The 26,928-nt window shown below is 71.7% G+C and carries 26 protein-coding genes and 2 tRNA genes; 7 read left to right on the top strand and 21 right to left on the bottom strand.

Annotated features, from left to right (window positions below):
* Positions 1-108: 108 nt before the first annotated feature.
* From yajC to pgsA, 11 genes are all read right to left on the bottom strand, one after another.
* Positions 109-576, bottom strand: a complete 468-nt coding sequence (yajC, locus tag ACZ7LU_RS27615; RefSeq protein WP_468092485.1) for a preprotein translocase subunit YajC — start codon at positions 574-576, stop codon at positions 109-111.
* 220 nt (positions 577-796) lie between these two features.
* Positions 797-1,894 carry a Holliday junction branch migration DNA helicase RuvB gene (gene ruvB / locus ACZ7LU_RS27610; RefSeq protein ID WP_468316330.1) on the bottom strand — a complete coding sequence of 366 codons (1,098 nt, stop codon included), beginning with the start codon at positions 1,892-1,894 and terminating at the stop codon, positions 797-799.
* Positions 1,895-1,955: 61 nt separating this feature from the next.
* Positions 1,956-2,567 (bottom strand): Holliday junction branch migration protein RuvA, encoded by a 612-nt coding sequence (gene ruvA, locus ACZ7LU_RS27605; RefSeq protein ID WP_398310878.1) that lies wholly within the window; start codon positions 2,565-2,567, stop codon positions 1,956-1,958.
* Positions 2,564-3,151 carry a crossover junction endodeoxyribonuclease RuvC gene (gene ruvC, locus ACZ7LU_RS27600; protein WP_468717712.1) on the bottom strand — a complete coding sequence of 196 codons (588 nt, stop codon included), beginning with the start codon at positions 3,149-3,151 and terminating at the stop codon, positions 2,564-2,566. Before ruvC ends, ruvA begins: the two co-directional genes overlap by 4 nt.
* Before the next feature lie 103 nt (positions 3,152-3,254).
* Positions 3,255-4,007: a YebC/PmpR family DNA-binding transcriptional regulator gene (locus ACZ7LU_RS27595; protein WP_362999325.1), complete on the bottom strand. Its 753-nt coding sequence runs from the start codon at positions 4,005-4,007 to the stop codon at positions 3,255-3,257.
* Positions 4,008-4,087: 80 nt separating this feature from the next.
* Complete coding sequence (pdxT, locus tag ACZ7LU_RS27590; RefSeq protein WP_398310887.1) at positions 4,088-4,693, bottom strand: pyridoxal 5'-phosphate synthase glutaminase subunit PdxT; 606 nt, start codon at positions 4,691-4,693, stop codon at positions 4,088-4,090.
* Positions 4,693-5,607 carry a pyridoxal 5'-phosphate synthase lyase subunit PdxS gene (pdxS, locus tag ACZ7LU_RS27585; RefSeq protein WP_398310890.1) on the bottom strand — a complete coding sequence of 305 codons (915 nt, stop codon included), beginning with the start codon at positions 5,605-5,607 and terminating at the stop codon, positions 4,693-4,695. The genes pdxT and pdxS overlap by 1 nt, the downstream gene beginning before the upstream one ends.
* 169 nt (positions 5,608-5,776) lie before the next feature.
* A complete protein-coding gene (locus ACZ7LU_RS27580; protein ID WP_398310893.1) occupies positions 5,777-6,322 on the bottom strand; it encodes a hypothetical protein in 546 nt (181 codons plus the stop codon).
* A gap of 145 nt (positions 6,323-6,467) precedes the next feature.
* Entirely contained in the window at positions 6,468-7,628 is a 1,161-nt protein-coding gene (locus ACZ7LU_RS27575) for a glycosyltransferase family 4 protein (RefSeq protein WP_471918293.1), read from the bottom strand.
* On the bottom strand, positions 7,625-8,548 hold the full coding sequence (locus ACZ7LU_RS27570) for a phosphatidylinositol mannoside acyltransferase (protein ID WP_471918292.1): 924 nt from the start codon (positions 8,546-8,548) through the stop codon (positions 7,625-7,627). The genes ACZ7LU_RS27575 and ACZ7LU_RS27570 overlap by 4 nt, the downstream gene beginning before the upstream one ends.
* Positions 8,545-9,240, bottom strand: coding sequence for a phosphatidylinositol phosphate synthase (pgsA, locus tag ACZ7LU_RS27565; RefSeq protein ID WP_471918291.1), 696 nt, complete (start codon positions 9,238-9,240; stop codon positions 8,545-8,547). Before pgsA ends, ACZ7LU_RS27570 begins: the two co-directional genes overlap by 4 nt.
* Positions 9,241-9,499: 259 nt before the next feature.
* Between pgsA and ACZ7LU_RS27560 the strand changes: the two genes are divergently transcribed.
* Positions 9,500-11,707, top strand: a complete 2,208-nt coding sequence (locus tag ACZ7LU_RS27560) for an elongation factor G-like protein EF-G2 (RefSeq protein WP_398310903.1) — start codon at positions 9,500-9,502, stop codon at positions 11,705-11,707.
* A gap of 181 nt (positions 11,708-11,888) precedes the next feature.
* Positions 11,889-13,556, top strand: coding sequence for a hypothetical protein (locus ACZ7LU_RS27555; RefSeq protein WP_398311267.1), 1,668 nt, complete (start codon positions 11,889-11,891; stop codon positions 13,554-13,556).
* A gap of 48 nt (positions 13,557-13,604) precedes the next feature.
* Here the strand turns inward: ACZ7LU_RS27555 and ACZ7LU_RS27550 are convergent, their stop codons facing one another.
* From ACZ7LU_RS27550 to ACZ7LU_RS27535, 4 genes are all read right to left on the bottom strand, one after another.
* Positions 13,605-14,168, bottom strand: coding sequence for an HIT family protein (locus tag ACZ7LU_RS27550; protein ID WP_398310906.1), 564 nt, complete (start codon positions 14,166-14,168; stop codon positions 13,605-13,607).
* Positions 14,169-14,228: 60 nt separating this feature from the next.
* Positions 14,229-16,208, bottom strand: coding sequence for a threonine--tRNA ligase (gene thrS / locus ACZ7LU_RS27545; RefSeq protein WP_471918290.1), 1,980 nt, complete (start codon positions 16,206-16,208; stop codon positions 14,229-14,231).
* Positions 16,209-16,347: 139 nt separating this feature from the next.
* Positions 16,348-17,577, bottom strand: a complete 1,230-nt coding sequence (locus ACZ7LU_RS27540) for a hypothetical protein (protein ID WP_471918369.1) — start codon at positions 17,575-17,577, stop codon at positions 16,348-16,350.
* Complete coding sequence (locus ACZ7LU_RS27535) at positions 17,574-18,140, bottom strand: DUF4365 domain-containing protein (RefSeq protein ID WP_398310912.1); 567 nt, start codon at positions 18,138-18,140, stop codon at positions 17,574-17,576. Before ACZ7LU_RS27535 ends, ACZ7LU_RS27540 begins: the two co-directional genes overlap by 4 nt.
* Positions 18,141-18,308: 168 nt before the next feature.
* On the opposite strand from ACZ7LU_RS27535, the gene ACZ7LU_RS27530 reads away from it, so the two are divergent.
* On the top strand, positions 18,309-19,034 hold the full coding sequence (locus ACZ7LU_RS27530; RefSeq protein ID WP_398310915.1) for a 3'-5' exonuclease: 726 nt from the start codon (positions 18,309-18,311) through the stop codon (positions 19,032-19,034).
* A 90-nt stretch (positions 19,035-19,124) separates the two neighbouring features.
* Here the strand turns inward: ACZ7LU_RS27530 and ACZ7LU_RS27525 are convergent.
* Together ACZ7LU_RS27525 and ACZ7LU_RS27520 are read right to left on the bottom strand one after the other, a co-directional pair.
* Positions 19,125-19,196 (bottom strand) — tRNA-Val (locus ACZ7LU_RS27525).
* 39 nt (positions 19,197-19,235) lie between these two features.
* A complete protein-coding gene (locus ACZ7LU_RS27520; protein WP_398310918.1) occupies positions 19,236-19,682 on the bottom strand; it encodes an SRPBCC family protein in 447 nt (148 codons plus the stop codon).
* A gap of 94 nt (positions 19,683-19,776) precedes the next feature.
* Here ACZ7LU_RS27520 and ACZ7LU_RS27515 point away from each other — a divergent pair, with 94 nt between their 5' ends.
* Positions 19,777-22,302, top strand: coding sequence for an SCO7613 C-terminal domain-containing membrane protein (locus ACZ7LU_RS27515; RefSeq protein WP_471918289.1), 2,526 nt, complete (start codon positions 19,777-19,779; stop codon positions 22,300-22,302).
* A 124-nt stretch (positions 22,303-22,426) separates the two neighbouring features.
* Here the strand turns inward: ACZ7LU_RS27515 and ACZ7LU_RS27510 are convergent.
* Both ACZ7LU_RS27510 and ACZ7LU_RS27505 read right to left on the bottom strand, forming a co-directional pair.
* A tRNA-Val gene (locus ACZ7LU_RS27510) sits at positions 22,427-22,498 on the bottom strand.
* A 66-nt stretch (positions 22,499-22,564) separates the two neighbouring features.
* On the bottom strand, positions 22,565-22,999 hold the full coding sequence (locus ACZ7LU_RS27505; protein WP_468092463.1) for a TIGR02611 family protein: 435 nt from the start codon (positions 22,997-22,999) through the stop codon (positions 22,565-22,567).
* 191 nt (positions 23,000-23,190) lie between these two features.
* On the opposite strand from ACZ7LU_RS27505, the gene ACZ7LU_RS27500 reads away from it, so the two are divergent.
* Both ACZ7LU_RS27500 and ACZ7LU_RS27495 read left to right on the top strand, forming a co-directional pair.
* A complete protein-coding gene (locus tag ACZ7LU_RS27500) occupies positions 23,191-23,604 on the top strand; it encodes an SsgA family sporulation/cell division regulator (protein WP_003959770.1) in 414 nt (137 codons plus the stop codon).
* Positions 23,605-23,819: 215 nt separating this feature from the next.
* On the top strand, positions 23,820-24,377 hold the full coding sequence (locus ACZ7LU_RS27495; protein ID WP_468561421.1) for a CGNR zinc finger domain-containing protein: 558 nt from the start codon (positions 23,820-23,822) through the stop codon (positions 24,375-24,377).
* Here the strand turns inward: ACZ7LU_RS27495 and ACZ7LU_RS27490 are convergent.
* Positions 24,374-24,640 (bottom strand): hypothetical protein, encoded by a 267-nt coding sequence (locus tag ACZ7LU_RS27490; RefSeq protein ID WP_398311298.1) that lies wholly within the window; start codon positions 24,638-24,640, stop codon positions 24,374-24,376. The genes ACZ7LU_RS27495 and ACZ7LU_RS27490 overlap by 4 nt on opposite strands.
* A gap of 184 nt (positions 24,641-24,824) precedes the next feature.
* On the opposite strand from ACZ7LU_RS27490, the gene ACZ7LU_RS27485 reads away from it, so the two are divergent.
* Positions 24,825-26,420, top strand: coding sequence for a DUF4874 domain-containing protein (locus tag ACZ7LU_RS27485; RefSeq protein WP_471918288.1), 1,596 nt, complete (start codon positions 24,825-24,827; stop codon positions 26,418-26,420).
* A gap of 22 nt (positions 26,421-26,442) precedes the next feature.
* Here ACZ7LU_RS27485 and ACZ7LU_RS27480 read toward each other — a convergent pair whose 3' ends face one another.
* Positions 26,443-26,889, bottom strand: coding sequence for a hypothetical protein (locus tag ACZ7LU_RS27480; RefSeq protein WP_398310933.1), 447 nt, complete (start codon positions 26,887-26,889; stop codon positions 26,443-26,445).
* Positions 26,890-26,928: the final 39 nt, after the last annotated feature.

Raw genomic sequence — 26,928 nt, 5'->3', positions numbered from 1 at the left:
GGAGGCCCGGGCGGGCGGCCATGAAGTGGTGTCGAGATTCGGCGCGAAATGCACGTGATCCGGGGCCCGTGGTGCGCGAGCGGCGCGCCCCACGGGCCCCGGCCGTGACTACTTCGCGTCGGACTCGCCGTCGGTCTTCTTCGGCTCCGCGTCGTCGGTCCCGGCGGCCGCGTCCTTCTTGCCGAGGTCGATGGGCGAGTCGTCGGAAGCGGCGGCGGGCTCGTCGGTCTCGGTCAGGGAGGAGGCGTCGTCCGGAACGACGGGGGCGTCCTCGTCCTCGTTCAGGTCGTCCTCGGTGCCGTGCACGATGCGGTTGTACTCGTCGTCGGCGAGAACGGCGCCGATCGAGTTCTTCGCGTAAACCGCGTGGACACCGGGAGCCACCTCAAGGAGGACGGCTTCGTCGTGAACCTCCTTGACGGTGGCGTACATGCCCCCGATCGTGCGGATGCCGGTGCCGGGCTGCATCTCGTTACGCATCTGCGCGGCGGCCTGCTGCTTCTTCTTGGCAGACCGGGTCATCAGGAACATGGCCCCGATGAGCACGATGAACGGGAGGAGGGTCACGATATTCACGGGACGGAGTTTCCTTCGCACGACCGCGCAGGTGAGCGGCCATTGGGATGGGGGTGGGTACACCGCCCGCAAGGGCGGCATCGGCGGAGTCTAAGCGAGTCCGCGCCTAACGAACAACGCTCAGCATGGCACCGCAGTTCCTGAGGGGTCGACTATCCGCGCCGTTGTCCTTCGGCCGCGGTGCTCTCTCGCCGATGTCCGCGGTGCCGTCTCGCCGACATCACGTCCCGAACAGGTCCTGTTGTCCCTTTCCGCCCGTCTGGCGCGGGGGCACCAGGCCGAGGTGCGCCCAGGCCGCAGGCGTCGCGACGCGGCCGCGCGGGGTGCGGGCGAGCAGCCCCTCCCGTACCAGGAAGGGCTCCGCCACCTCCTCGACCGTCTCGCGCTCCTCCCCCACCGCGACCGCCAGCGTCGACAGGCCGACGGGACCGCCACCGAACAGCTTGAGCAGCGCTTCCAGGACGGCCCGGTCGAGTCGGTCCAGGCCCCGCCCGTCCACCTCGTATACCGCGAGGGCCGCGCCTGCGATGTCGCGGTCGATCCGGCCGTCGGCCTTGACCTGGGCGTAGTCCCGGACGCGGCGCAGCAGGCGGTTGGCGATACGGGGCGTGCCGCGTGAGCGGCCCGCGATCTCGGCGGCGCCCGCCGGGTCGATCTCCACGTCGAGCAGCTGGGCGGAGCGGTGGACGACGCGCTCCAGCTCCGCGGGTTCGTAGAACTCCATGTGCGCGGTGAAGCCGAAGCGGTCGCGCAGCGGCGGCGGCAGCAGGCCCGCGCGCGTGGTGGCGCCGACGAGGGTGAAGGGCGGCAGTTCGAGAGGGATGGCGGTGGCGCCGGGGCCCTTGCCGACGATGACGTCGACGCGGAAGTCCTCCATGGCCATGTAGAGCATTTCCTCGGCGGGCCGCGACATCCGGTGGATCTCGTCGAGGAAGAGGACCTCGCCCTCCTGGAGGGAGGAGAGGATCGCTGCGAGGTCGCCCGCGTGCTGGATGGCGGGGCCGCTGGTGATGCGGATCGGGGCGCCCATCTCGGCGGCGATGATCATCGAGAGGGTGGTCTTGCCGAGGCCGGGGGCCCCGGAGAGCAGCACGTGGTCGGCGGTGGCGCCACGCGCGCGTGCCGCCCGCAGGACCAGGTCGAGCTGCTCGCGGACCTTCTCCTGGCCGATGAACTCGCCCAGGTCCTTGGGGCGCAGGGCGGCCTCGACCGCCTGGTCCTCGCCGTCGGCGCCGGAATCCACCAGCCGCTCCGCGGCGGGCCCGACGAGCCGCTCGGCCGCGCCGGCAGCTTCGTCGGTCGTGTCGTCCCAGTTCATGCGGTGTGCCTCGCGATGCGGTTCAAGGGGTGGCCTGCGGGTGTGTACGGGGGCAGTGGGGCTAGCGGGTGCGGTTCAGGGTCTGGAGCGCGGCCTTGAGGAGCTGTCCTACCTGGGGCGTGCCCTCGGTGGCCTCGGCCTGCGGGGTGACGGCGGCGACGGCCTCGTCGGCCTCGCGTGTGGCGTACCCGAGGCCGATGAGGGCTGCGTGCAGCTGGTCGCGCCAGCCCGCGGTGACGGCCTTGCCGATGGCCGGGCCGCCGGTGCCGAGGGGCTCGCCGAGGCGGTCCTTGTACTCCAGGAGGAGCTTCTGGGCGCCCTTCTTGCCGATGCCGGGGACGGCGGTGAGCGCCTTCTCGTCGCCGGTGGAGACGGCGCGGCGCAGGGCGTCGGGGGTGTGCACGGCGAGCATGGCCTGGGCGAGGCGCGGGCCGACGCCGCTCGCGGTCTGGAGCAGCTCGAAGGTCTGACGCTCGTCGTCGTCCGCGAAGCCGTACAGGGTGAGGGAGTCCTCACGGACGACCAGGGAGGTGGCGAGCTTGGTCTGCTGGCCCACCCGGAGCGTGGAGAGCGTGTTGGGCGTGCACTGGACGGCCATGCCGATGCCGCCGACCTCGACCACCGCGGTATCGGGGGCGAGGGCGGCGACGGGGCCGCTGACGAAGGCGATCATGCGGTACGGCCTTTCTGGGCTGATGTCTGCGCTGTGGGGGTCCTGGCGGCGTGCTGGGCCATGGCCTGCTGGAGGCGGTTCTGGGCGACGGCCTGTTGCAGGCGGTTCTGCGCGGGCGCGCGCCAGATGTGGCAGATGGCGAGGGCCAGGGCGTCCGCCGCGTCGGCGGGCTTGGGCGGTGCGTCGAGCCGCAGGAGGCGGGTGACCATCGCCCCGACCTGGGCCTTGTCGGCGCGGCCGCTGCCGGTGACGGCGGCCTTGACCTCGCTGGGGGTGTGCAGGGCGACGGGGATGCCGCGGCGGGACGCGCAGAGCATGGCGACGGCGCTGGCCTGGGCGGTGCCCATGACCGTGCGCACATTGTGCTGGCTGAACACCCGCTCCACGGCGAGGACTTCGGGGCTGTGCTCGTCGAGCCACTGCTCGATGCCCTGCTCGATGGCGACGAGGCGGTGGCCCAGCTCCGCGTCGGCCGGGGTCCTCACGACCCCGACGCCGCGCATGGTCAACGGCCGTCCGGCGACGCCCTCGACGACACCGACACCGCACCGGGTGAGTCCCGGGTCGACCCCCAACACGCGCACGTAAGCCCCTCCCATTGCCTGTCCGTGCAGGTTATCGGGTCCCTCTGACAACGCGACGGGCCGACGGGGTGTGTCCCGTCGGCCCGTTCAACGCGGGGAGCGCTTACGCGTCGACCTTCGCCATGACCTCGTCGGAGACGTCGAAGTTGGCGAAGACGTTCTGCACGTCGTCGCTGTCCTCCAGGGCGTCGATCAGCTTGAAGATCTTCCGGGCGCCGTCCTCGTCCAGCTCGACCTGCATGGTCGGGACGAAGTTGGCGTCGGCCGAGTCGTAGTCGATGCCGGCCTCCTGGAGGGCGGTGCGGACCGCGACCAGGTCGGTGGCCTCGCTGAGCACCTCGAAGGTCTCGCCGAGGTCGTTGACCTCTTCGGCGCCCGCGTCGAGGACGGCGCCGAGGACGTCGTCCTCGCTCAGCTCGCCCTTGGGGACGATGACGACGCCCTTGCGGTTGAAGAGGTACGACACGGAGCCCGGGTCGGCCATCGAGCCGCCGTTGCGCGTCATGGCCACGCGCACGTCGGAGGCGGCGCGGTTGCGGTTGTCGGTGAGGCACTCGATGAGCACCGCGACACCGTTCGGGCCGTAGCCCTCGTACATGATCGTCTCGTAGTCGGCGCCACCGGCTTCGAGGCCGGCGCCGCGCTTGACCGCGGAGTCGATGTTCTTGTTCGGGACCGAGCTCTTCTTGGCCTTCTGGATGGCGTCGAAGAGGGTCGGGTTACCGGAGACGTCGGCGCCGCCGGTGCGGGCCGCGACCTCGATGTTCTTGATCATCTTCGCGAAGAGCTTGCCGCGCTTGGCGTCGATCACGGCCTTCTTGTGCTTCGTCGTAGCCCATTTAGAGTGGCCGGACATCTGCCTGTCTCCTTCGCGTTACCCAACAACCAGTACGAACTCTCCCAGACCTTAAGGCCCCGGGGGGATCCCCGGAGATCCTACAAGGATCCCGCGCGCGGGTTACCCCGCGCCATCTCCACGAACAGCGCGTGAATCCGGTGGTCGCCCGTCAGCTCGGGGTGGAACGACGTGGCGAGCGCGTTGCCCTGGCGCACGGCGACGATGTGGCCCCCGTGCTCGGCGAGCACCTCGACCTCGGCGCCGACCGACTCCACCCAGGGCGCGCGGATGAAGACGCCCTCGACCGGGGCGCCCTCGACGCCCTTGACGTCGACGGCCGCCTCGAACGACTCGTTCTGCCGTCCGAACGCGTTGCGGCGCACGATCATGTCGATGCCGCCCACCGTCTCCTGGCCCGAGCGCGGGTCGAGAATCTTGTCGGCGAGCATGATCATGCCCGCGCAGCTGCCGTAGACCGGCAGACCGTCCCGCACACGTGCGCGGAGGGGCTCCATCAGGCCGAAGAGGGTGGCCAGCTTGGAGATGGTCGTGGACTCGCCGCCGGGGATGACCAGGCCGTCGACCTCGGCGAGCTCTTCGGGGCGCCGGACCGGCCTGGCCACGGCGTCCGCCGAGGCCAGGGCGATCAGGTGCTCCCGTACGTCCCCCTGAAGGGCGAGGACGCCCACTACAGGAGTGGTCATTACCAGCCTCGGTTCGCGTAGCGCTCGGTCTCAGGCAGGGTGTCGCAGTTGATGCCGACCATGGCCTCGCCGAGGTTGCGGGAAGCGTCGGCGATGATCTTCGGGTCGTCGAAGAAGGTGGTGGCCTTCACGATGGCGGCGGCGCGCTTGGCCGGGTCGCCGGACTTGAAGATGCCGGAGCCGACGAAGACGCCCTCGGCGCCGAGCTGGCGCATCAGGGCGGCGTCGGCCGGGGTGGCGACGCCACCGGCGGAGAAGAGGACCACCGGGAGCTTGCCGAGCTCGGCGGTCTCCTTGACCAGCTCGTAGGGGGCGCGGAGGTCCTTGGCGGCGGCGTACAGCTCGTTGTTGTCGAAGCCGCGCAGCTTGGCGATCTCGTTCTTGATCTGGCGCAGGTGGCGGACGGCCTCCACGACGTTGCCGGTGCCGGCCTCGCCCTTGGAGCGGATCATGGCCGCGCCCTCGGCGATGCGGCGCAGGGCCTCGCCCAGGTTGGTGGCACCACACACGAACGGGGTCGTGAAGGCGAACTTGTCGCTGTGGTTGACCTCGTCGGCCGGGGTGAGGACCTCGGACTCGTCGATGTAGTCGACGCCGAGGGACTGCAGGACCTGCGCCTCGACGAAGTGGCCGATGCGGGACTTGGCCATGACCGGGATCGAGACGGCCTCGATGATCTCTTCGATCATGTTCGGGTCGGACATCCGCGCCACGCCGCCGTCCTTGCGGATGTCGGCGGGCACCCGCTCCAGCGCCATGACGGCGACGGCGCCGGCGTCCTCGGCTATCTTCGCCTGCTCGGCGTTGACGACGTCCATGATCACGCCGCCCTTGAGCTGCTCGGCCATGCCGCGCTTCACGCGGGCGGTGCCGGTCTCGGGCGTGTGGTTGGTGCTGTCAGGGGTGCTGGACACGGAGTTGACCTCACTCGCTGAAGAGGATTTCTACAGCTCCGAGGAAACGCCCGGCGACCAGGCCACAGCAAGGGCCAATGGATGACCGGTGGCTCATTTTCCCCGGACGCCCCTGGTCAGACCGTCCGGCCGTCCCTGGTCGGACCGTACTGACCAGCTTTTCGTGCCTCTACGTAGTCGCACGGTCCGCCAGCGCCGTCGGCGGCTCGTCGTCCATCTCGAAGGCCATCGGGAAGGGCGCGTGCCCCGCGAGCCGGAACCAGCGGACCTTGCGGTGCCTGCGCAGGGCGCGGGCGGCGCGCACGGAATCGTTGTGGAAGCGCCGGGCCATCGGCACCCGGCGCACGGACGCGGCCAGCTCGGTGGCCGCCTCGTCCCCGCCCGGGGCCTCGCGCACCGCCTCGACCTGCTGCACCTCGCCGAAGATCGCCCGCAGCGCCTGACTGAGCTCGCTCTCGGCGACCTCGCGCTGCTCCTCCTCCGCCTGCCGGGCCGCGTGCGCCGCTTCGTAGAGCACGATCGAGGCGGCGGGGTCGAGCACTCCGGAGGTGGCCAGCTCCTGGGCGACCGAGGCGCGGCGCAGCAGCTGGGCGTCGAGGGCGGCGCGCGACGCGTCGATACGCGCGTGCAGCCGGTCGAGCCGTCCCGCGGTCCAGCTCAGGTACAGGCCGATCGCGAAGAGCGCTACCGCGATCCAGATCAAAGTGGAGGTCACGGATGTTCAGGCTAGTCGCCCCACGACCGCCGGCCCGCCACCGGGCACCCGCGGGGCGCCGGAGCGCGGCGGACCGCCGGGCGGGAGCACCGCGGCGCGTCAGGTGCGGTGAGCCCGAACCGTCAGGTGCGGTGAGCCCGAACCGTCAGGTGCGGGTGAGCCCGAACCGCGCCCGCAGCCCCACCCGCTCGTCCTCCGCGACCGACGCCGCGCCGTCCGTGACCGTCTCGTACACCGCGAGGATGTCGGAGCCGACCGTCGACCAGTCGAAGCGCCGTACGTGCGCGCTGCCGCGCTCGCGCAGGCCCTCGCGGCGTTCGGGATCGGCGAGGAGGCGCACCGCCGACTTGGCGAGGGACTCCGCGTCCTCGTTGCCGAACAGGTCGCCCGCGGCGCCCTGGCCGAGGACCTGCGCGAAGGCGTCCAGGTCGCTGGCGAGCACGGGCGCGCCCGCGGACATCGCCTCGACCAGGATGATCCCGAAGCTCTCGCCGCCGGTGTTGGGTGCGACGTACAGGTCGACGCTGCGCAGCAGCCGCGCCTTGTCCTCGTCGCTGACCATGCCGAGGAACTCCACCCGGGAGCGCAGCTCGGCCGGGAGCGAGGCCACCGCCTCCTCCTCGTCGCCGCGGCCCGCGACCAGCAGCCGGGCGTTCGGCCGCTCGGCGAAGATCTGCGGGAGCGCCTTCATCAGCACCGGGAGGCCCTTGCGGGGCTCGTCGATGCGGCCGATGAAGCCGATCGTCTCGCCCTGCCACTCGGGTCTGGGCTCGGCCTCGGCGAAGAAGTCGACGTCGACGCCGTTCGGGATGACGACGGCGTCGCCGCCGAGGTGTTCGACGAGCGTGCGGCGCGCGTACTCGCTCACGGCGATGCGCGCGCTGATCTTCTCCAGGGCGGGCTGCAGGATCGGATACGCGGCGATCATGGCCCGGGAGCGCGGGTTGGACGTGTGGAACGTCGCGACGATCGGGCCCTGCGCGGCCCAGCAGGCGAGCAGCCCCAGCGAGGGCGAGGCGGGCTCGTGGATGTGGATGACGTCGAAGGTGCCGTCGTGCAGCCAGCGGCGCACCCGCGCGGCCGACAGGAAGCCGAAGTTGAGCCGTGCGACGGAGCCGTTGTACGGCACGGGAACGGCGCGGCCCGCCGACACGACGTACGACGGAAGGGGCGTCTCGTCGTCGGCCGGGGCCAGTACGGAGACCTCGTGCCCGAGGCGGAGGAGGTGCTCCGCCAGATCGCGGATGTGGAACTGGACGCCGCCCGGCACGTCCCACGAGTAGGGGCAGACGATGCCGATCTTCACGAGGGCTCCCCCGCCCGGCGGGATTGGTCGGAGCGGGGCTCCAGGTCGGCGAGCCACAGTCGCTGCAGCATGTGCCAGTCCTCCGGATGGTCGGCGATACCGGTGGCGAAGGCGTCGGCCAGCGCCTGTGTCATGGCAGACGTCTTCTCGACGCGGTTACCTGTCTCGGGGACGTCGACGGGCGGATGGACGCGACCCTTCATGACGGGCGACTCGTCATACCAGAGGGTGACGGGCAGCAACAGTGCGCCGGTCTGCTGGGCGAGCAGTGCGGGCCCGGCGGGCATCCGGGCGGTGTCTCCGAAGAACTTGACCTCGACTCCGGAGGCGGACAGATCGCGGTCGGCGACGAGGCAGACGAGGCCGCCCGCGCGCAGCCGCCGCGCCAGCGTGCCGAAGGCGGCGCCGCCGGTGTGCGGCAGGACCTCCATGCCGAGGCTCTCGCGGTAGGCGACGAAGCGGTCGTACAGCGTCTCGGGCTTCAAGCGCTCGGCGACCGTCGTGAAGGGGGTCTCCAGCTTGGTGGTGACCCAGGCGCCCGCGAGGTCCCAGTTGGCCAGGTGCGGCAGCGCGAGGACGACGCCCTTGCCGGCGGCGAGCCCGTCGGTGAGGTGGTGGACGTCCTTGACGTCGAGGCCGTTCGTGATCCGGTCCCTGCTCCAGGACGGCAGCCGGAAGGACTCCATCCAGTAGCGCAGGTAGGAGCGCATGCCCGCCTTGGAGAGCTGGGCGAGGCGCTGCGGGCTCGCGTCGGGCACCACGCGCGCGAGGTTGGACTCCAGCCGCAGCACGCCCTTGCCCCGCCGCTTCCAGACCGTGTCGGCGATGGTCCTGCCGAGCCGTTCGGCGACGGGTTCGGGGAGCTTCTTGACGGTGCTCCAGCCGAGCCCGTACAGCCCGTCGGTGAGTCGGTCCTTCACTGCGCGGCCTCACTCTCCTGCGCGTCGGCGGCCGCACTCTCCTGCGCGTCGGCGGCCGCGGCGGCGTCCGCCTCCGCGGACTCCCTGCGCACGGTCACGACGCGCTGGACGAGGGTGACCATGCTGCCGGCCGCGACGATCCACAGCGCGATGGGCAGCAGGATCTGGATGCCCGGGACGCCGAACTTGTGGAGGCCCGCGAGGCCCGCGGCGACCAGGGAGATCACCAGGCGCTCGGCGCGCTCCACCAGGCCGTTGACGGCGACGGGCAGGCCGATGGCCTCGCCGCGTGCCTTCGTGTACGAGACCACCTGGCCGCTCGCCAGACAGAAGATGGAGACGGCGCAGAGGATGTTGTCGTCGCCCGATCCGGCGTACCAGAGGGCGAGGCCTCCGAAGATCGCGCTGTCCGCCACCCGGTCGAGCGTCGAGTCCAGGAACGCGCCCCAGCGGCTGGAGCGGCCCAGCTGACGGGCCATGTTGCCGTCGACGAGGTCCGAGAAGACGAACAGGGTGATGACGATCGTTCCCCAGAAGAACTCTCCCCGGGGGAAGAAGACCAGCGCTCCCGCCACCACACCGGCGGTGCCGATGAAGGTGACCGCGTCGGGGCTGACCCCGCGGCGGATGAGAAACGCGGCGAACGGTGTGAGGACACGCGTGAAGAATGCACGCGCGTACTTGTTCAGCATGGCCTTCCCGAGGGTTCGGTGCGCCGTGTGGCCCCGTTGGCCACCGGCTGGCCCATCGTAGTCACGCCCTTGACGGACCGGCTCGCCCCCTCACGATCGCGTACGACGTATGGACGCAGAGTGACCCGGGTGGAAAGCTCGAAAGCATGACGGGCGCCGCCGGGGCCGCCCCGCACCCGGCCCCCGCGCGTCCGCGAGCAGCCAGCATCCCCGAGGGGGCTGAGCCTCCTCACCGTGCACGTAACCGGGAGGCCAAGGCATGGGCGACAAGGCGAACGCACACCCCGGAGCCGCCGGCAGGGCAGCGTCGGCCGACCACCCCGCGTCCGTACGGAATGTGGTGCTGGTCGGCCACAGCGGTTCGGGCAAGACGACGCTGGTGGAGGCTCTCGCGCTGACCGCCGGGGCGGTGAACCGGGCGGGTCGTGTGGAGGACGGCACCGCCGTCTCCGACTACGACGAGATCGAGCACCGGCAGCAGCGCTCGGTGCAGCTGTCCCTGGTCCCCGTCGAATGGGGCGGCTTCAAGATCAATCTATTGGACACCCCCGGATACGCCGACTTCGTCGGGGAGTTGAGGGCCGGTCTGCGCGCCGCGGACGCGGCCCTTTTCGTCGTCTCGGCGGCGGAGGGCACCGAGGGCATCACCGGCGCGACCCGCATGGTGTGGGAGGAGTGCGCGGCGGTCGGCATGCCGCGGGCCATCGTGGTCACCCACCTGGAGTCGGCCCGCGCGGACTTCACCGAGATGACCCGCACCTGCGCCGAGGCGTTCGGCGCCGACGACCCCGATGCCGTGCTGCCGCTGTATCTGCCCCTCTACGGAGAGCAGGGGCCGGACGGCCACGCCCCGGTCACGGGCCTGATCGGGCTGCTGTCGCAGCGGATCTTCGACTACGCCTCCGGGGAGCGCAAGGAGTCCGAGCCCGGCGAGGACCAGCTGCCGCTGATCGCACAGGCACGCAACACCCTGATCGAGGGGATCATCTCCGAGAGCGAGGACGAGTCCCTCATGGACCGCTATCTCAGCGGTGAGGACATCGACTTCAAGACACTCGTGGACGACCTGGAGCGGGCCGTCGCGCGGGGCATCTTCCATCCGGTGCTCGCCGCCGCGCCCGCCGCGGAGGGCGCCCGCCAGGGCATCGGCACGGTCGAGCTCCTGGAGCTCGTCACGGGCGGCTTCCCGACCCCGCTCGAACACCCGGCACCGGCCGTGACCACGCCGGACGGCAAGGCGCGGCCCGCGCTCACCTGCGATCCGGACGGGCCGCTCGCGGCCGAGGTCGTGAAGACCGCGTCCGACCCGTACGTGGGCCGGATCTCGCTCGTCCGCGTCTTCTCCGGCACCCTGCGCCCTGATGAGACCGTGCACGTCTCCGGGCACGGCCTGGCCGACCGCGGCCACGAGGACCACGATGTCGACGAGCGCGTCGGCGCGCTCTCCTCCCCCTTCGGCAAGCAGCAGCGCACGCTCACCCGGTGCGTGGCGGGCGACATGGCGTGCGTGGCCAAGCTGAACCGGGCCGAGACCGGTGACACGCTCTCCGCGAAGGACGACCCGCTCCTGATGGAGCCCTGGGACATGCCCGACCCGCTCCTGCCGCTCGCCATCCAGGCGCACAGCAAGGCCGACGAGGACAAGCTCTCGCAGGGCCTTGCGCGACTCGTCGCCGAGGATCCGACGATGCGGCTCGAACAGAACCAGGACACCCATCAGGTGGTCCTGTGGTGCCTGGGCGAGGCGCACGCCGACGTGGCCCTGGAGCGGCTGCGCAGCCGGTACGGCGTCCAGGTCGACGTGGTGCCGCACAAGGTCTCCCTCCGGGAGACGTTCGCCGGCAAGTCCGGTGGCCGCGGCCGCCACGTGAAGCAGTCGGGCGGGCACGGCCAGTACGCGATCTGCGAGATCGAGGTCGAGCCGCTGCCCGGCGGCAGCGGCATCGAGTTCGTCGACAAGGTCGTGGGCGGCGCGATCCCGCGGCAGTTCATCCCGTCCGTCGAGAAGGGCGTGCGCGCGCAGGCGGCGAAGGGTGTCGCCGCCGGGTACGCGCTGATCGACGTGCGCGTCACGCTGCTCGACGGCAAGGCGCACTCGGTCGACTCCTCCGACGCCGCGTTCCAGACGGCGGGCGCGCTCGCGCTGCGCGAGGCCGCGGCCGGCGCCCGGATCCATCTGCTCGAACCGGTCGCGGAGGTGCGGGTCCTGGTCGGCGACGACTACGTGGGCGCGGTGATGAGCGATCTGTCGGGCCGCCGCGGCCGGGTGGTCGGCACCGAGCAGGCAGCGGGCGGGCGGACCCTGGTGCGGGCCGAGGTCCCCGAGATCGAGATCGGCCGGTACGCCGTGGACCTGCGGTCCCTCTCGCAGGGCACCGCGCGCTTCAGCCGTACGTACGCACGTCACGAGCCGATGCCTCCGCAGCTCTCCGAGCGGATCCGCGAACAGGCGCGGGGCGGCTCGTAGTTGGAGCGCCCGGCGCGCGGGCCGCCCGCCGCCCGGTGCGGGCGGGCGGCATTCCGCCGTCCCCTGACGGATGTCGGTGCTCCCCGATACGCTGATGACCTGATCAACGGTGTACCGGACGGCAACAGGTGTGCCGGACAGGCAAGTCGGGAAGAGCCGCAGCAGCGAAGGCGTCGCGGCGATGGGGGCGGCAGTGGCGGACGATGTATTCGACTTCAGGCCCGGGGCCCAGGTTCCTCTCTCGGGCGCCGCGGGACAGACGGCGGCGACGCATGCCCTGGCCTCGGCGGCGTACCGCGACGGCGATGTCGAGGGCATCCTGGCGGCCAACAGCGAGTGGCACAAGTCCGAGGTGAAGCCCGGCCTCTCCTCCCTCTGCAAGCCGAACCTCGGCGAGGCGTTCGCGCGGGCCGTGCAGGTGCGGATGCTGGGCGGTGGCCGCAATCCCCTCATCCAGTCCTTCGGGACGGAGCCGCAGGCGGTCGTCGAGCACTGCCTCGCGGCGAACCGTATCCGCAAGGAGCGCGACAGCTGGCTGACCGCCGTGATGGTCCTGTGCGGGGTGCTTTTCCTGCCGGGGCTGCTCGTCTGGCTCGTCGTCTTCACGATCCGCAGGCAGGTCGCCAAGAGCGAGGACAAGCGCGCTGGGGCGCTCGCGACGGCCGTCCTGGTGGCCGTGGGGGTGCTCGCCGTCCTCGCCCTCCTCAAGCTGCCGTTCGACGGCTTCTGGGCCTGGTATCTGCGCGCGGCGATCGTGCTCCCCGTGGTGGGCTGGTTCTGGGCCAAGCAGATCGCCGAGCGCACCGCCCGCGACCTGCGCGACCGCTGGTCGAGCCTGCTCGCGGGCGGCGGCATCGGCGCGAAGATCCCCGAGGCGGTGCCCGGCAGCCCCGGCGAGACGGCCGCCGAGCGGCTCCGTCAGGGCCTGGCGAGGCTCTCCGCGGAGCAGCAGAGCAACTCCGTGTTCTACGCAGGACCCAAGGGCATATTGGGCATGGGCACGCGCTGGGGCAGCTGGCAGCTGGCCGAGGAGCTGGTGCCGGCCGACCCGGCCAAGGAGATCCACCCCTTCCGCAGCTGGGACGTCATAAGGGCGGTGCACGACCAGCTGCGCATGCTGGAGCGTGGCCCCCTGCACACCGGCGGTTTCCCCACCCCGGACATAAAGCACTGGATCGTCTCCCCCATCGGGGAGAACGCCAAGGCGGTGTCCCGCCCCACCGGCACGGACGTCGAGGCCTTCCAGATCCGCGGCCACGAGATACAGCGCATCTGTAACGAACAGCAGTTCGGCAGCGGCAACCGCCACTACCTGGGCGTGCAGTTCACGCTCTGGGACGGCCAGTTGGTCATCACCATGCTGATCACGGTGACCGTGCTGCACGAGACGCTCCGCATCGAGGTCACGGGCCACGCCCTCGGCCCGGTGCACTCGCTGTTCACCACGAAGCCCTCGCCGAAGACGAAGACGGTCTCCAAGGCGATCAAGTTCTGGGAGACCACCACGCGCAACCTGCCGCTAATCGACGCCGACGAGGTCGTGCGCCTCGCGGTCCGCGCCCCCTTCACCTGGTACCCGCCGCTCCTGGACTACCTCGGCGGCAAGCTGGTCCTGCCCGAGCCCTTCGGCCTGCGGCACGCCTGGGCGGACAAGCCCTGGCGGCACCGCTTCATGGCCGACGACGCGCTGCGTGCCGCCACGCCCGTGCTGCGCGTGGTGCACTCGGCGGCGATCAGGGTCCTCGAGGAGAACGGCGTGAACACGGAGAAGTTCGGCGCCCGCTCCGGCTTCCTCAGCGGGGCGATCCAGGACCCGATGCCGAGGAAGGCGGACGTGTACGACGCGTAGGGATCGTACGGTCCCGACGGAGCGTACGAACGGGGCAGGGCCCGCGGACTAGAGAGCCGCGGGCCAGGCGTCCGCGAGCATCTTGCGGGTGTCGGCGAGCAGCTGCGGCAGCACCTTGGTGTGCCCCACCACCGGCATGAAGTTGGTGTCGCCGCCCCAGCGCGGGACGACGTGCTGGTGCAGGTGCGCGGCGATGCCGGCGCCCGCCACGGCTCCCTGGTTCATGCCGATGTTGAAGCCGTGCGCGCCGGACGCGGTGCGCAGCGCCTTCATCGCCTGCTTGGTGAGCTCGCCGAGCTCGGCCGTCTCCGGGCCCGTCAGGTCCGTGTAGTCGGCGACGTGGCGGTAGGGCACGACCATCAGGTGGCCGCCGTTGTACGGGTAGAGGTTGAGGACCGCGTACACCTGCTCGCCGCGCGCGATGACGAGACCGTCCTCGTCGGACTTGGCCGGGATGGAGCAGAAGGGACAGCCGTCGTCGGCCCCCGGGCCCGTGGGCTTGTTCTCGCCCTGGATGTACGCCATCCGGTGGGGCGTCCACAGGCGCTGGAAGGCGTCCTGCGACCCGACTCCGATCTGCTGCTCCGGCTCACTCGTCATGAGGTGAAGCATATGACTTGGCCCCGGGGAGAGGTCCCCGGGGCCCGAGCTCACCGCAGTGTCACCGTGACGTCAGACCTGGACGCGGTCCTCGACCGCCTTCGCGATCTTCGCGATGGCCTCGTCGACGGGGATGCCGTTCTCCTGCGAGCCGTCGCGGTAGCGGAAGGACACGGAACCGTTGTTCATGTCCTCGTCGCCCGCGATGACCATGAAGGGCACCTTGGCCTTCTGCTGGTTGCGGATCTTCTTCTGCATGCGGTCGGACGACGCGTCGACCTCGACCCGCAGCCCCTGGGCGCGCGCCTTCTCGGCGAACTCCTGGAGGTAGGCGACGTGCGCGTCACCGATCGGGATGCCGACCGCCTGGACGGGGGCCAGCCAGGCCGGGAACGCGCCGGCGTAGTGCTCGAGGAGCACGCCGAAGAACCGCTCGATCGAGCCGAACAGGGCGCGGTGGATCATGACGGGCTGCTGGCGCGAGCCGTCCGCGGCCGTGTACTCCAGGTTGAACCGCTTGGGCTGGTTGAAGTCGACCTGGATGGTCGACATCTGCCAGGACCGGCCGATGGCGTCCTTGGCCTGCACGGAGATCTTCGGGCCGTAGTACGCGGCGCCGCCCGGGTCCGGCACCAGCGGCAGGTTCTGCTTCTCGGCGGCGAGCCGCAGCGCCTCGGTGGCCTCCGCCCAGTCCTCGTCCGTGCCGATGAACTTGTCGGAGTCGTCGCGGGTGGACAGCTCCAGCTCGAACTCGGTCAGGCCGTAGTCGCGCAGCAGGTCGAGCACGAAGGTCAGGAGCGTGTCGAGCTCCTGCGGCATCTGCTCCTTGGTGCAGTAGATGTGCGAGTCGTCCTGGGTGAAGCCGCGCGAGCGGGTCAGGCCGTGCACGACGCCCGACTTCTCGTAGCGGTACACGGTGCCGAACTCGAAGAGCCGCAGCGGCAGTTCGCGGTAGGAGCGGCCGCGCGACTTGAAGATGAGGTTGTGCATCGGGCAGTTCATCGCCTTGAGGCGGTAGTTCTGCTCGTCGAACTCGATGGGCGGGAACATGCCCTCCGCGTAGTGCGGCAGGTGACCCGAGATCTCGAAGAGCTTCTCCTTCGAGATGTGCGGGGTGTTCACGAACTCGTAGCCGGAGACCTCATGGCGGCGCCGCGAGTAGTCCTCCATGACCTTGCGGATCACGCCGCCCTTGGGGTGGAAGACCGCGAGGCCCGGGCCGAGCTCCTCGGGGAAGGAGAAGAGGTCCAGCTCGGAGCCGAGCTTGCGGTGGTCGCGCTTCTCGGCCTCGGCGAGGAACTCCAGGTGCGCCTTCAGCTCGTCCTTCGACGGCCACGCGGTGCCGTAGATGCGCTGGAGCTGCGGGTTCTTCTCGCTGCCCCGCCAGTAGGCGGCGGCGGAGCGCATCAGCTTGAAGGCGGGGATGACGCGGGTGGTGGGCAGGTGCGGGCCTCGGCAGAGGTCCTTCCAGCACAGCTCGCCGGTCTTCACGTCGAGGTTGTCGTAGATGGTCAGCTCGCCGGCGCCCACCTCGGCGTCGGCGCCGTCGGCGGCCTGCGCGGCGTTGCCCTTGAGGCCGATGAGCTCCAGCTTGTACGGCTCGTCGGCGAGCTCGACGCGGGCGTCGTCGTCGGTGGTGACGCGCCGCGAGAACTTCTGCCCGCGCTTCTGGATCTCCTGCATCTTCTTCTCGATGCGCTTGAGGTCCTCGGGGGTGAAGGGCTCCTTGACGTCGAAGTCGTAGTAGAAGCCGTCCCGGATGGGCGGGCCGATACCCAGCTTGGCGTCGGGGAAGAGCTCCTGCACGGCCTGCGCCATGACGTGCGCGGTCGAGTGGCGCAGGATGTTCAGGCCGTCCTCGGAGGAGATCTCGACGGGCTCGATCTCGTCGCCGTCGGCCACGGCGTACGCCAGGTCCTTCAGCTCGCCCGCCACGCGCGCGGCGACGACGGTGCGCTCACCGGGGAAGAGCTCGGCGGCCGTAGTGCCCGTCGTCACCACGCGCTCTTCCCGCTCGGAATCGCGTTGGATGATCACACGGACGTCTGACACCGGTCTCTCCTAGCTGAAGGGGGTGCGGCGCTTTCCACTGCGCGCGCAAGAGGGATCGTACCGAGCCACGGGCCCCCGCCGCGAAACGGATCTCTCCGCACCCCTTCTCCCGGCGCCCCTTGAGTCCGTGCCGCACGCCTCAGTCCGTGCCGCACGCCTCCTCGAAGAAGTCGAGGTTCTCCTGGAGCGACTTCATGAGCCGGTCCCGCTCCGCGTCGTCCACCTGCACGGGCACCACCCCGGTCGCCCCGGTGAGCCTGCGGAAGCCGCCCCGGCTCTCGAGCCGCCCGTGCACCCGGATCGGCAGCCCGACCAGGTGCGCGTGGCCCGCGATGCGGTACGCCTCCTCGTCCAGGGTCATCCGCACGTGCGGGACCTCGGCCCCCGCGATCACCCGGATCCGCACCGTGCCGTCCCCGCTCGGCGCCGCCCGCCGCATCCGCACCACGGTCCCGGTGATCCGCACCGGCACCGACGGCTCGGCACGCAGGTACCGGGCGCCCGCCGCGCGCAGCGCCGCCAGGTCACCGGGCGAGAACTCGACGGGCCCGGCACCTGCCGTGCAGCCCTCGGGCACCCCGGCACCCGGCGCCCACTCCACCGCGACGCGCGCCCCTTCCGTGCCGCGCACGAGCGCGACGAGCGCCTCGGTCAGCTCGTGGCTGACGCCCGCCTCGACCGCCCCGTCGAAGGCGTCCATGCCGCCGGTCGCGCGCTGGTAGTCGACGGCTTCCCGGGCCGCGTACAGGGCCTGGTGCAGCCGGACCGCGAGGGGCCGCCCGGTCATGACGGGGACGAAGGCGGTGAGCCTGCGCCCGCCCGTCGCCGGGCCCACCAGGACGTTCTCCAGGGACGCGGCGGCGGGCCCGCGGTGGCGCGCGCCGTGGTACCCGGCGCGGGCGCGGGCGGCGAGCGCCCCGGCGAGCAGCATCCGTCGCGCGGCGGAGCGCAGCTGTTCCTCCGCCGGCCAGGTCGCGGTGCCTGCGGGCCCCACCGGTTCGTCGCGCCACCAGTGGATCTCGTCGCTGGGCACGGCGAGCCCGACGAGGACGTCGCGGGCGGCGGGCGAGCCGCTGCGGGCCAGCCCGTCGAGCGCCTCGCCGATCAGGTCCTCGCAGTCGGGGAAGGCGCGGCTCTCCGGCACGAGGAGGCTGGTGCCGGCGCCGCCGGGGCCCGGCGGGGTCCACCGGGCATAGCGGCCGGGGGCTCCGCCGCGCCGCTGCCAGCCGTGCCGGGCGAGGAGTGCGGCGAGGACGGCGGGGTCGACCGAGGAGGGTTCGGGCGGCTGCGCCCACCGAGCCGCGGCCGGGGCGGGGTGCGGGCGGCCGGGAGGCAGGGGCTCGTCGTGGTCGAAGGGGCGGTGCATCAGGGTCGTCCTCCCGTCCCGACGCGCGTCATGATCTCGCAGAGGGCCCGGTCGTCGAAGATCCGCGAGGTCGGGACGCGCACGGTGGTCCTGCGCCGGCCGGTCACGGGGTGCCCGGCGAGGTTGGTCCAGTAGCAGCAGTGCCGCAGGTCGAGCCGGTCGTGACCGGCGCGCAGCCAGTCGTCCTGCGAGCGGGGCACGAGCATCACGACGAGGATCTTGTGGACCGAGACCGGGGTGCGGGCGAGCTTCTCCAGGTGTGCGTTGTCGAGCGTGAAGGAGAAGGCGGCACCGGCCTGCTGGGGCGGCAGCTGGTACGTGCACTTCAGCTGGACCTTGATGGTCACCTCGTCGTCGACCGTGTGTCCGGGCGCGCTGTGGCTGACGTGCCAGTCGATGCCGTTGTCCGGGAACGGCTGGGAGAGCGAGCAACCCGCGGCCGCCGCGACGGCGTGCAGATAGCCCACCTGGAGCGTCTCCATACAGGCGGTGGTGGCGAGTGTGCCGCGCGGCGGTGCGATCCGCTCGGGCAGCAGCCCACCCTGTTCGGGCTGCGCGAGCGCCATGGTCAACAAGCCTTCCGAACCCGGTAGTTGTCCGCTCGGGCGGTCAATTCCAAAGCCCCGTACCTCTGTTGTCTCCGGGCCGCGTACAGCGCAAACGGCCCGGGTATCACCGTCGTGGGCAGGGGACCGAACGTCATCTGCCGGGAGAGGACGAGGAGTTGCGTCACCATGACGTGCTGGTACGAAGGCCCCTTGGCCGCATTCGACACGGAGACCACGGGCGTCGACGTCGAGACCGACCGGATCGTGTCGGCCGCCGTCGTCGTCCAGCAGGGCGCGGGAACCCGACCGCGCATCACCCGCTGGCTGGTGAATCCGGGCGTACCCGTGCCCGAGTCCGCCACCGCGGTGCACGGACTGACGGAGGAACACCTGCAGCGCACCGGCCGCTGGCCGGCGCCGGTGATGGAGGAAATCGCGCGGGATCTGGCCGAGCAGGGCGCGGCGGGCCGGCCGATCGTGGTGATGAACGCGCCGTTCGATCTGACCATCCTGGACCGGGAGTTGCGCAGGCACCGCGCCTCGTCGCTGAGCCGCTACATGGAGGGTTCGTCGCTGTGCGTGATCGACCCCCGGGTCCTGGACAAGCAGCTCGACCGGTACCGCAAGGGCCGCCGCACGCTCACCGACCTGTGCGCGCACTACGAGGTGGAGCTGGCCGAGGCCCATGACGCGGCGGCGGACGCGCAGGCGGCGATGGATGTCGTACGCGCGGTGGGGCGCCGTTTCGCGGCGCGCCTTGAGCGGCTGTCGCCGGCCGAGCTGCACACGCTGCAGGCCGTCTGGCACGCGGCGCAGGCGCGCGGTCTGCAGGCGTGGTTCGCGAAGAGCGGCACACCGGAGGCCGTGGACCCGGCGTGGCCGCTGCGTCCCGAACTCCGGGCGGCCGCCTGACGCACGCCACCTCGGACGGGAGACCGGCGGGCTCTTGGCGCCGGGCAAGAAAAAACCGGTCCGTCTGCTGACGGACCGGCATTCTCCGGGTGGGCGATACTGGGTTCGAACCAGTGACCTCTTCGGTGTGAACGAAGCGCTCTCCCACTGAGCTAATCGCCCGGGAACGCACTGAACAATACAGGTCCGGGCGCCCTTCCTTCAAACCGCTGCCAGCCGGGCCGCGAGGCCGCGCCGCCCCGCACGCATCATCACGGCGTGGTTGAGCAGGAACAGCGGGCGTCCGGGGACGGCGAAGCGCCGCATCAGGGGGCTGCGCACGTCGACCTCCTGGTCGTAGCGGGCCCGCGTTCCCGCGGGTGTGGCCGTGAGGGTCCAGCGCGCCCAGCCGTCCAGGTCCCCGGTCATGCCGATCTCCAGGACTCCGGCCGCGGGGTCGCGGCGCCGCTCCTCCGCGGTGACGACGAGGTCGTACGGGAGGAAGGACCGGAAGCGGATGACGCCGCTGCGGTCGTCGATGGGTTTCACCTCGCGCACCTGCGGCCACCACAGCGGATAGTCCTCGGCGCGCTGCAGCTCGGCGAAGGCGTCGGCGGGTGCGCCGGGGATGTCCCAGACGCTGCGGAATCGGTAGTGGCACCAGTCCATGGTCCGAGTCTGCCTGGTCGCGGGCCCGATCTGAGTACGTCCCTGAGTATCCACACCCATGCCGCACGAGGTGGCGCGGACCACACTCCGAGGCATGACGAACATTCCGCCCCCTGCCGAGGAGCTCCGCCTCCTCGACTGGGAGCTGCGCCAACTGGAGGCGCGCAGGACGCTGTTGCTGCAGCGCAGAGCCTGGCTGCTCGGCGCCCTGCGCGCGGCCGGCCCGGCCTGGCCGCCCCCTCGCCCGGCAGGACCGCCCGCCCCCGGAGCCGCGCCGCCGAGCGCGCAGAACGTCCTGCTCACGCTGGGCGGGGTGCTCCTGACCGTCGCGGCGATCGCCTTCACGGTGGTGAGCTGGGGCCACTTGGGCATCGGCGGCCGCAGTGCGGTCCTCGGCGCCGTGACGCTGGCGGCGCTCGCCGCGCCCGCGCTCCTGCTGCGCCGTGCGCTGCGTTCGACGGCGGAGGCGGTGGCGGGTCTCGGGCTCGCGCTGACCGTCCTGGACGCGTACGCGCTGCGCTATCTGTCCCTCTCCGACACGGGTGCCCTCGGTTACGCGGCGGGGACCTCCGCGGTCCTCGCCACGCTGTGGGCGGGGTACGGGCTGCTGCTCGGCGGGTTGCGCTCGCCGCTGCCGACGGCGGTCGCGACGGCCCAACTGCCCCTGGTGCTGTGGGCGGGCGCCGCGCACGCCGGTGAGCACGCGATGACGGCCGCGCTGCTCGTGACGGCGGCCTTCGACACCGGGCTCGCGCTGTGGGCGGGCGTCCGTTCCGTACGGGTCGTCGCCGCGGCCGGTGCCTGCGTGCTGGGCCTGTGGGGTGCGGCGGGTGCCGGCTGGCTTTCCGTGCGGGCCACGGACCCGGCGGAGGCGGCACGCGCGGGCATGCTGCTGCTGTTCGCCGCCCTGATCGCGCTGGCAGCCGCGTGGTGGGCGAAGAGCCGCGAGGTGACGACCGGCGCGGCGGCCTTCGCCGGGCTGCTCGTGGTGGCCGCGTCCGGCGGCGTGCTGCGCACCGTGCTGCCCGCCGCGTGGACGGTGCCGGCCTATCTGGCGTGCGGCATCGCGCTGTTGGGGGCCGCCCGCCCCGCGGTGCCCCGGCCGCTGCGGCGCGGGATCGTCGCGGCGTCGGGCGTGGTGCAGGGCTGCGCGGTGCTGTGGGCACTGCCGGTCGCCGGGATCGCGCTGCTCGGGCCGCTCGGCTGGGCGACCCGGGTCTGGTCGGGCGCGACCTCGGACGCCCGGGACGCCCTGCTGCTCGAACTGCCGCTCCCTCACCCGCTCCTGGCCCCGCTCGTGCTCGCGACCGTCGCCGCGGTGCTGGTCGCGGCGAGCGGCCCGCTGGGCGGGACGGCCCGGCGTGCGGCCCGGTACGGTGCGCCGGTACTCGTCTGGGCGGCGGCGATCGCGCTGCCGGCCGCGCTTCGGCTTCCGTACGAGGTGGGGGTCTCGGCGCAGGTTGTGGTGACCGCCGCGCTGCTCGCCGCCGCGACCTGGAGCACGTCCGCAGTACCGCTCACGACTGCCACGTCCACTGCGTCGGCTACGCCCACCGCTGCGGCCACGTCCGCCACCTTCACCGCTTCCGGCACGCCCACCACACCTGTCGCGGCACCTACCTCCGCCACCCCCACCACACCCATCACCCCCGCCCTGACCGCCTCCGTCCTGGCGCTCGTGTCCTCGGTGAGCGTCGCGTTCCTCTCGTTGGCCACGAGTACGGCCACCCTCACCACGCTGGGCGTGCTCACGGCGCTCCATCTCGCCGTCTGCGTGCGCATGGCGCGGGGCGGGGCGTCCGCGCCGGGTACGGCCGTGCTCGCCGGGTGTGCCGTCCTCGCCCACGCCACCGCGCTGGTCTGTGCCGTAGGCGCCGCGTGGGGGCTGCGTCCGGAACACATCGGGCTGCTCACCCTCACGGTCCCGGCCCTTGCCGCACTCGCGGCGGCGCGTCTCGGCCGGCATCCCCTGACACCACCTGTCGAGATCACGGCGGCCGGGTCCGGAGCCGTCGCCGTCCTGCTCGCCGCGGGCACCGCGCCCACGCTGGCGCTCGCCCTCGCGCTCGGCGGACTCATCGCGTCCGGCACCGCGCTGCGTCCCGACCGCAGGCCCGTCGGGTACGCGGCCGGGGCGCTGTTCGTCCTGGCGAGCTGGGTCCGCCTCGCCTCGTGGGAGGTGTCGGCCCCGGAGGCGTACACCCTGCCGGTGACGATCCCCGCGCTGCTCCTCGGTCTGCTGCGGCGCCGCCGCGACCCCGAGACCTCTTCCTGGACGGCGTACGGCCCCGGCCTCGCGACGACGCTGCTGCCGAGCCTCGCCGCCGCCTGGGCCGATCCGTACTGGCAGCGTCCGCTACTGCTCGGCACCGCGGCACTCGCCCTGACGCTGCTGGGCGCCCACCACCGGCTGCGCTCCCCGCTGGTCCTGGGCGGCACGGTCCTCGCCCTGGACGCGCTGCACGAACTGGCCCCGTACATCGTGCAGGCCGTGGGGGTCCTGCCCCGCTGGCTGCCGCCCGCGCTCGCGGGTCTGCTGCTGCTCGTCGTCGGCGCGACGTACGAACAACGGCTGCGGGACGTGCGGCGGTTGCGGAATGCGCTGGACCGAATGCGCTGATTCCGGTCGCCGCCACGACATGCGGAGTCAATGAGCCCATATGTCGACCCGTCAATTCTGTTGAAAAACACGGGAATACGAGAACGGCCCGGAGGCTCAAAAGCCTCCGGGCCGTAATCCGGGGTGGGCGATACTGGGTTCGAACCAGTGACCTCTTCGGTGTGAACGAAGCGCTCTCCCACTGAGCTAATCGCCCCGGGCGCACGGAGAACATTACCGCATGTCAGCGGGTGCTCCGGACCGCCCCGGAGTCACCCGGGGGTCACTCCTTGATCTCCCACGGCATCGTGATGCCGAACTTCCACACGTAGACACCGACGAGCACCGCGACGATCACGAGCCCGATCGTCGTCAGGATGATGTTCCTGCGGCGGACCTTCGGGTCGAGTGCGCGCTGTGCGGCCTCGGTGACCTTGCGCTTCGTCCAGCGCAGCACCAGCTGGGCCCAGACGAACTCGGTGGCCCAGATCGCCATGCCGCCGAAGATCACCAGCCAGCCCGGCCCCGGCAGGGGCAGCATGATGATGCCCGCGACGACGACCGCGAGACCGACGATGAAGACGCCGACCTGCCAGCTCAGGTGAAGGGCCCTGCGGGCCTGGACGAACCCCGGCGCCCGCGAGCCGAGCGGCTGGTCGGGCCTGTCTCCGGCGACGGGATCCGTGACCCCCGCCGGCTCGTTACTCCCCGTATTCATGCGGCCAAACCTTACCGGACGGAAACCCGTCACCGGAATGGGCGCACGAAGAGACGGGACAACCCGCCATACGAGGCACCTAAAGACACGCAAAGCCCTCAGAGGGGTTTACAACGGCACCGTAGGTGGCATGTCGATTTCGCCGACGTGCGAATCCCCGAGCGCACACTGAGCGAAAGGCCCTGGCGCTTATGAACACCACGGTCAGCTGCGAGCTGCACCTGCGCCTCGTTGTGTCGAGCGAGTCCTCACTGCCTGTACCCGCAGGACTGCGGTATGACACGGCCGATCCCTATGCCGTGCACGCCACCTTCCACACCGGAGCCGAGGAAACCGTCGAGTGGGTGTTCGCCCGCGACCTCCTCGCCGAGGGCCTGCACCGGCCCACCGGTACCGGCGACGTCCGAGTCTGGCCGTCCCGGAGCCACGGTCAGGGCGTCGTCTGCATCGCCCTGAGTTCCCCGGAGGGCGAGGCTCTGCTCGAGGCCCCGGCGCGGGCCCTGGAGTCCTTCCTGAAGCGAACGGACGCAGCCGTGCCACCCGGCACGGAACACCGCCACTTCGATCTCGACACGGAGCTCTCTCACATCCTGGCCGAGAGCTAGCGCCACAAGGGCGCGTCGAGAACCACCACGCCGTCCGACTCGGGGCGACGGCGCAAGCAGTCACGGCACGACGACACAAGGCGAACAGACGCAGACACCGGCGCCGTCGCCGCGGACCTCCCGCGGCGACGGCGCCGGTGCGTCCGGTGACGAAGCCGCTAGCATCGGCCAGCATCGGCGGGCATCGGCCCGACCCCCAGGCCAGGGAGCGAATCGTGCTGATCACCCACGACACCCGGTGTTCCCTCGACGCCGTGGTCGATCTGGTGAACACCGCACCGGAGACGAACGGCACAGACGGGCTCGCGAATCTGGCGGCGCTCGGTGAATTCGTACGAAGCCACGACGTCAGCGATGTCGGCACGCTCTCCGAAGGCGACCTCGCCGACGTCCACCGCATCCGCGCCCGCTTCGGGGAGGTCTTCGCCAACCCCGAACCGCAGGCCGCGTCCGTGATCCTCAACGAACTGATCGCGTCGGCGGGCACCACGCCCCGGCTCACCGACCACGACGGGTACGACTGGCACATCCACTACTTCGCGCCCGGCGCCTCCGTCGCGGACCACCTGGCGGCCGACTGCGGAATGGCACTGTCCTTCTTCCTCGTCGCCGGGGAGCAGGAACGGCTGCGGCGTTGCGAGGCCCCGGACTGCCGGCACGCCTTCGTCGACCTCTCCCGCAACCGCTCGCGCCGCTACTGCGACAGCCGCACCTGCGGCAACCGGCTGCACGTCGCCGCGTACCGCGCCCGCCGCAAGGAGGCCGCGGGCTAGAGCAGCAGCAGGTCGTGCAGCGAGGCCACCAGGATCAGGGTGCTGATCACCGCCAGGAAGATCATCAAGGGTGGCTGCGAGAGGGCGAAGAGACAGCCCTGCCGCTCCTCGTCGCCGGTGGGCCGCTCCGCTTCGCCGTCGGTGGCGCGCCGCTCGGTGGCGGCAGGTCGTCGCTCATGGGCCGGGGCCGCTCGTCTGCCGTCGTCCGGCTGTCCGCCGTCGTCCGGCGGGGCGGCATCGCCCTCTGTGGTGGTGTCCAGCATCTCGCGGTGATGATGACGCAGCGGCCGGGTCGTCGCCTACCAACACGCCCAGTCGCGGCGGCAGTCAGCCGGATCCCGTGAACAGGCGAAAGTCCAGTGCCCAGCGCGTTCCGTCCATGGCTCACGGGCGCCTCCCCTAGCGAGACTCGGCGGCACCGTCCGCACTCGAACGAGGGAGCCGCTCATGTCCATGGAACGCCGACGGCTGTTGACGACCGCGCTCGGCACGGCGGCACTCGGCACAGCGGCACTCGGCACAGCGGGAGCCGCGGCGGCGCCGCTCGGCACCGCGTCGGCCACCACCGGCCACATCGGCCACATCGGCCGCACCGGCCCCTGGCACCGCGTCCCGCACCGCGGCATCCGCCCCGACGCCCCGGACGGTCGCGCCCCGCTGCCGAACCCGCGTCGCGGCTTCCGCTACGAGATGTCGTACAACGCCCGCGACCTGACGAGCCCCTGGCCGAACGAGCAGGACCACTCCCCCGACGCCGCGAAGACCCTCGACCTCCTGGAACGCGAGTACGGGCCCGGCGCGAACCTCACCCAGCTCTACTTCTACCTCTGGGACTTCGCGACCTCGACGATCCCGCGGAGCGCGCTCGACAACATCGAGAGCGTCTTCCGGGGGCTGCGCGCCAAGGGGTACGCGGCGGTCCTGCGCTTCGTGTACGACGACGGGGTGCGGGAGAACCGGCGCTACACCGTGCGGGACGTCCAGCGGCACATCGGGCAGCTGGCACCGCTGGTCGCGCGCAACAGCGACGTCGTCGCGGTCTGGCAGGCGGGTTTCCTCGGCACCTGGGGCGAGTGGCACGGCAGCCACTACCGGCACGAGACGTACCCCGACGCCGTCACCGCCATCATGACGACGCTCGTCGAGGCGCTGCCGCCGGGCCTGCACACCCAGGTCCGGTACGCGGAGAAGCGCGACATGATCACCAACAGGGCGATCCTCGACCGCGTCGGCTTCCACAACGACTATGTGACGCTGGGCGAGGGCCTCTGGGACTACTACGTGCCCGCCAACCCCGGCTGGCCCACCTACCTCGACGCCTCGCGGACGCGGATGATGGACGGCGAGATGCCGTGGGACAAGGGGCAGAGCTCCGATCCCTACGCGTGGAGCACCGTCATCCCGGGGCTCGCAGCAGCGCGGCGGCTGCAGACGCTCCGCTTCGACACCCTCTCGCTCGTGCACAACGCCACGGTCACCATCCCGGAGTGGAAGGCCGCGCGGCTCACCAGGAAGCAGGTCATGGAGGCTCGGCTTCCGGTGTCGGACGGCTACTTCGAGGACCGCAGGGGGCGTGCCGTGGACCGCAGCCAGTTCGAGTACCTCCGTGACCACCTGGGGTACCGGCTGGAGGTGCGGGAGGCGCGCTACGACCTCGGGGCGGCCCGGCGGCGCGGGCGGCTCCCCGTGGAGGTCGACGTCGTCAACCGCGGCTTCGCGCCGCCCAAGCACCCGCGTCCCGCACGGCTGGTCCTGCTGGACGCGGCGGGGCGGACCGTGGCCTCGGCCGACAAGGGTGCGGACTGGCGCGACTGGCGGCCGCAGGGGCGTGCGGAGACCGACGACGACCACGCGGCTCCGGCGCCCTCCACCGTGCGCGCGGAGCTCCCACTGCCCGCAGGCGCGCGCGGCCCGCACCGCATCGGGCTCGCCCTGCCCGACCCGGCCTTCCCCGCGCGCGGACGGGCCGTGCGGTGCGCGAACGCCTCCGTCGACTGGGTCGACGGCGTCAACGTGCTGGCGGAGGTCCGGCTGGGCCGCTGACGCCGCACGCCACCGGCTGCCGTCAGATGCCGTGCTTCTTCAGGATCGCCTCGATGTCGCTGAAGTCCTCCGCGGGTGCGGCCTGCTGCGGCTTGGCCGCGGGCCGGCCCGCGGCGGGACGGGCGCTCGCGCCGAGCGAGGGCGCCGACGCGGCGGGCGCCACCGCCTCCCGCCGCGCGGCCTTCGCCGCCTTGCGCTCCTTGCGGGTGCCGCCCGTGCGGCGCTCCACCGCGCGCGTGCCCAGGAACATGAGCCAGGCCACGCCGAGCACGCCGAAGCCGATCCAGGCCTTGAGGCTGAACGCCGTGTCGGCGGCCCAGCCGACGACGCCCGTCATCACCAGGCCGATGGGAACCAGTGAGTACGCGGCGAGCCGGGCCGCGGAGAGGAAGCGCTTGCGGTAGGCCGTGACCGCGGCGATGCCGAGCCCGGCCGCGGATACGGCGGAACAGACGGTCTCGGCAATCATCCGGTCCTCCAGGCATGCAGGCGTACGTCGGAAAAGACG

It is taken from the genome of Streptomyces sp. NPDC039462 (genome assembly GCF_055639375.1).
Note: the sequence above shows the minus strand (reverse complement) of the source record. Positions and strands in the feature narration are given on the sequence as shown.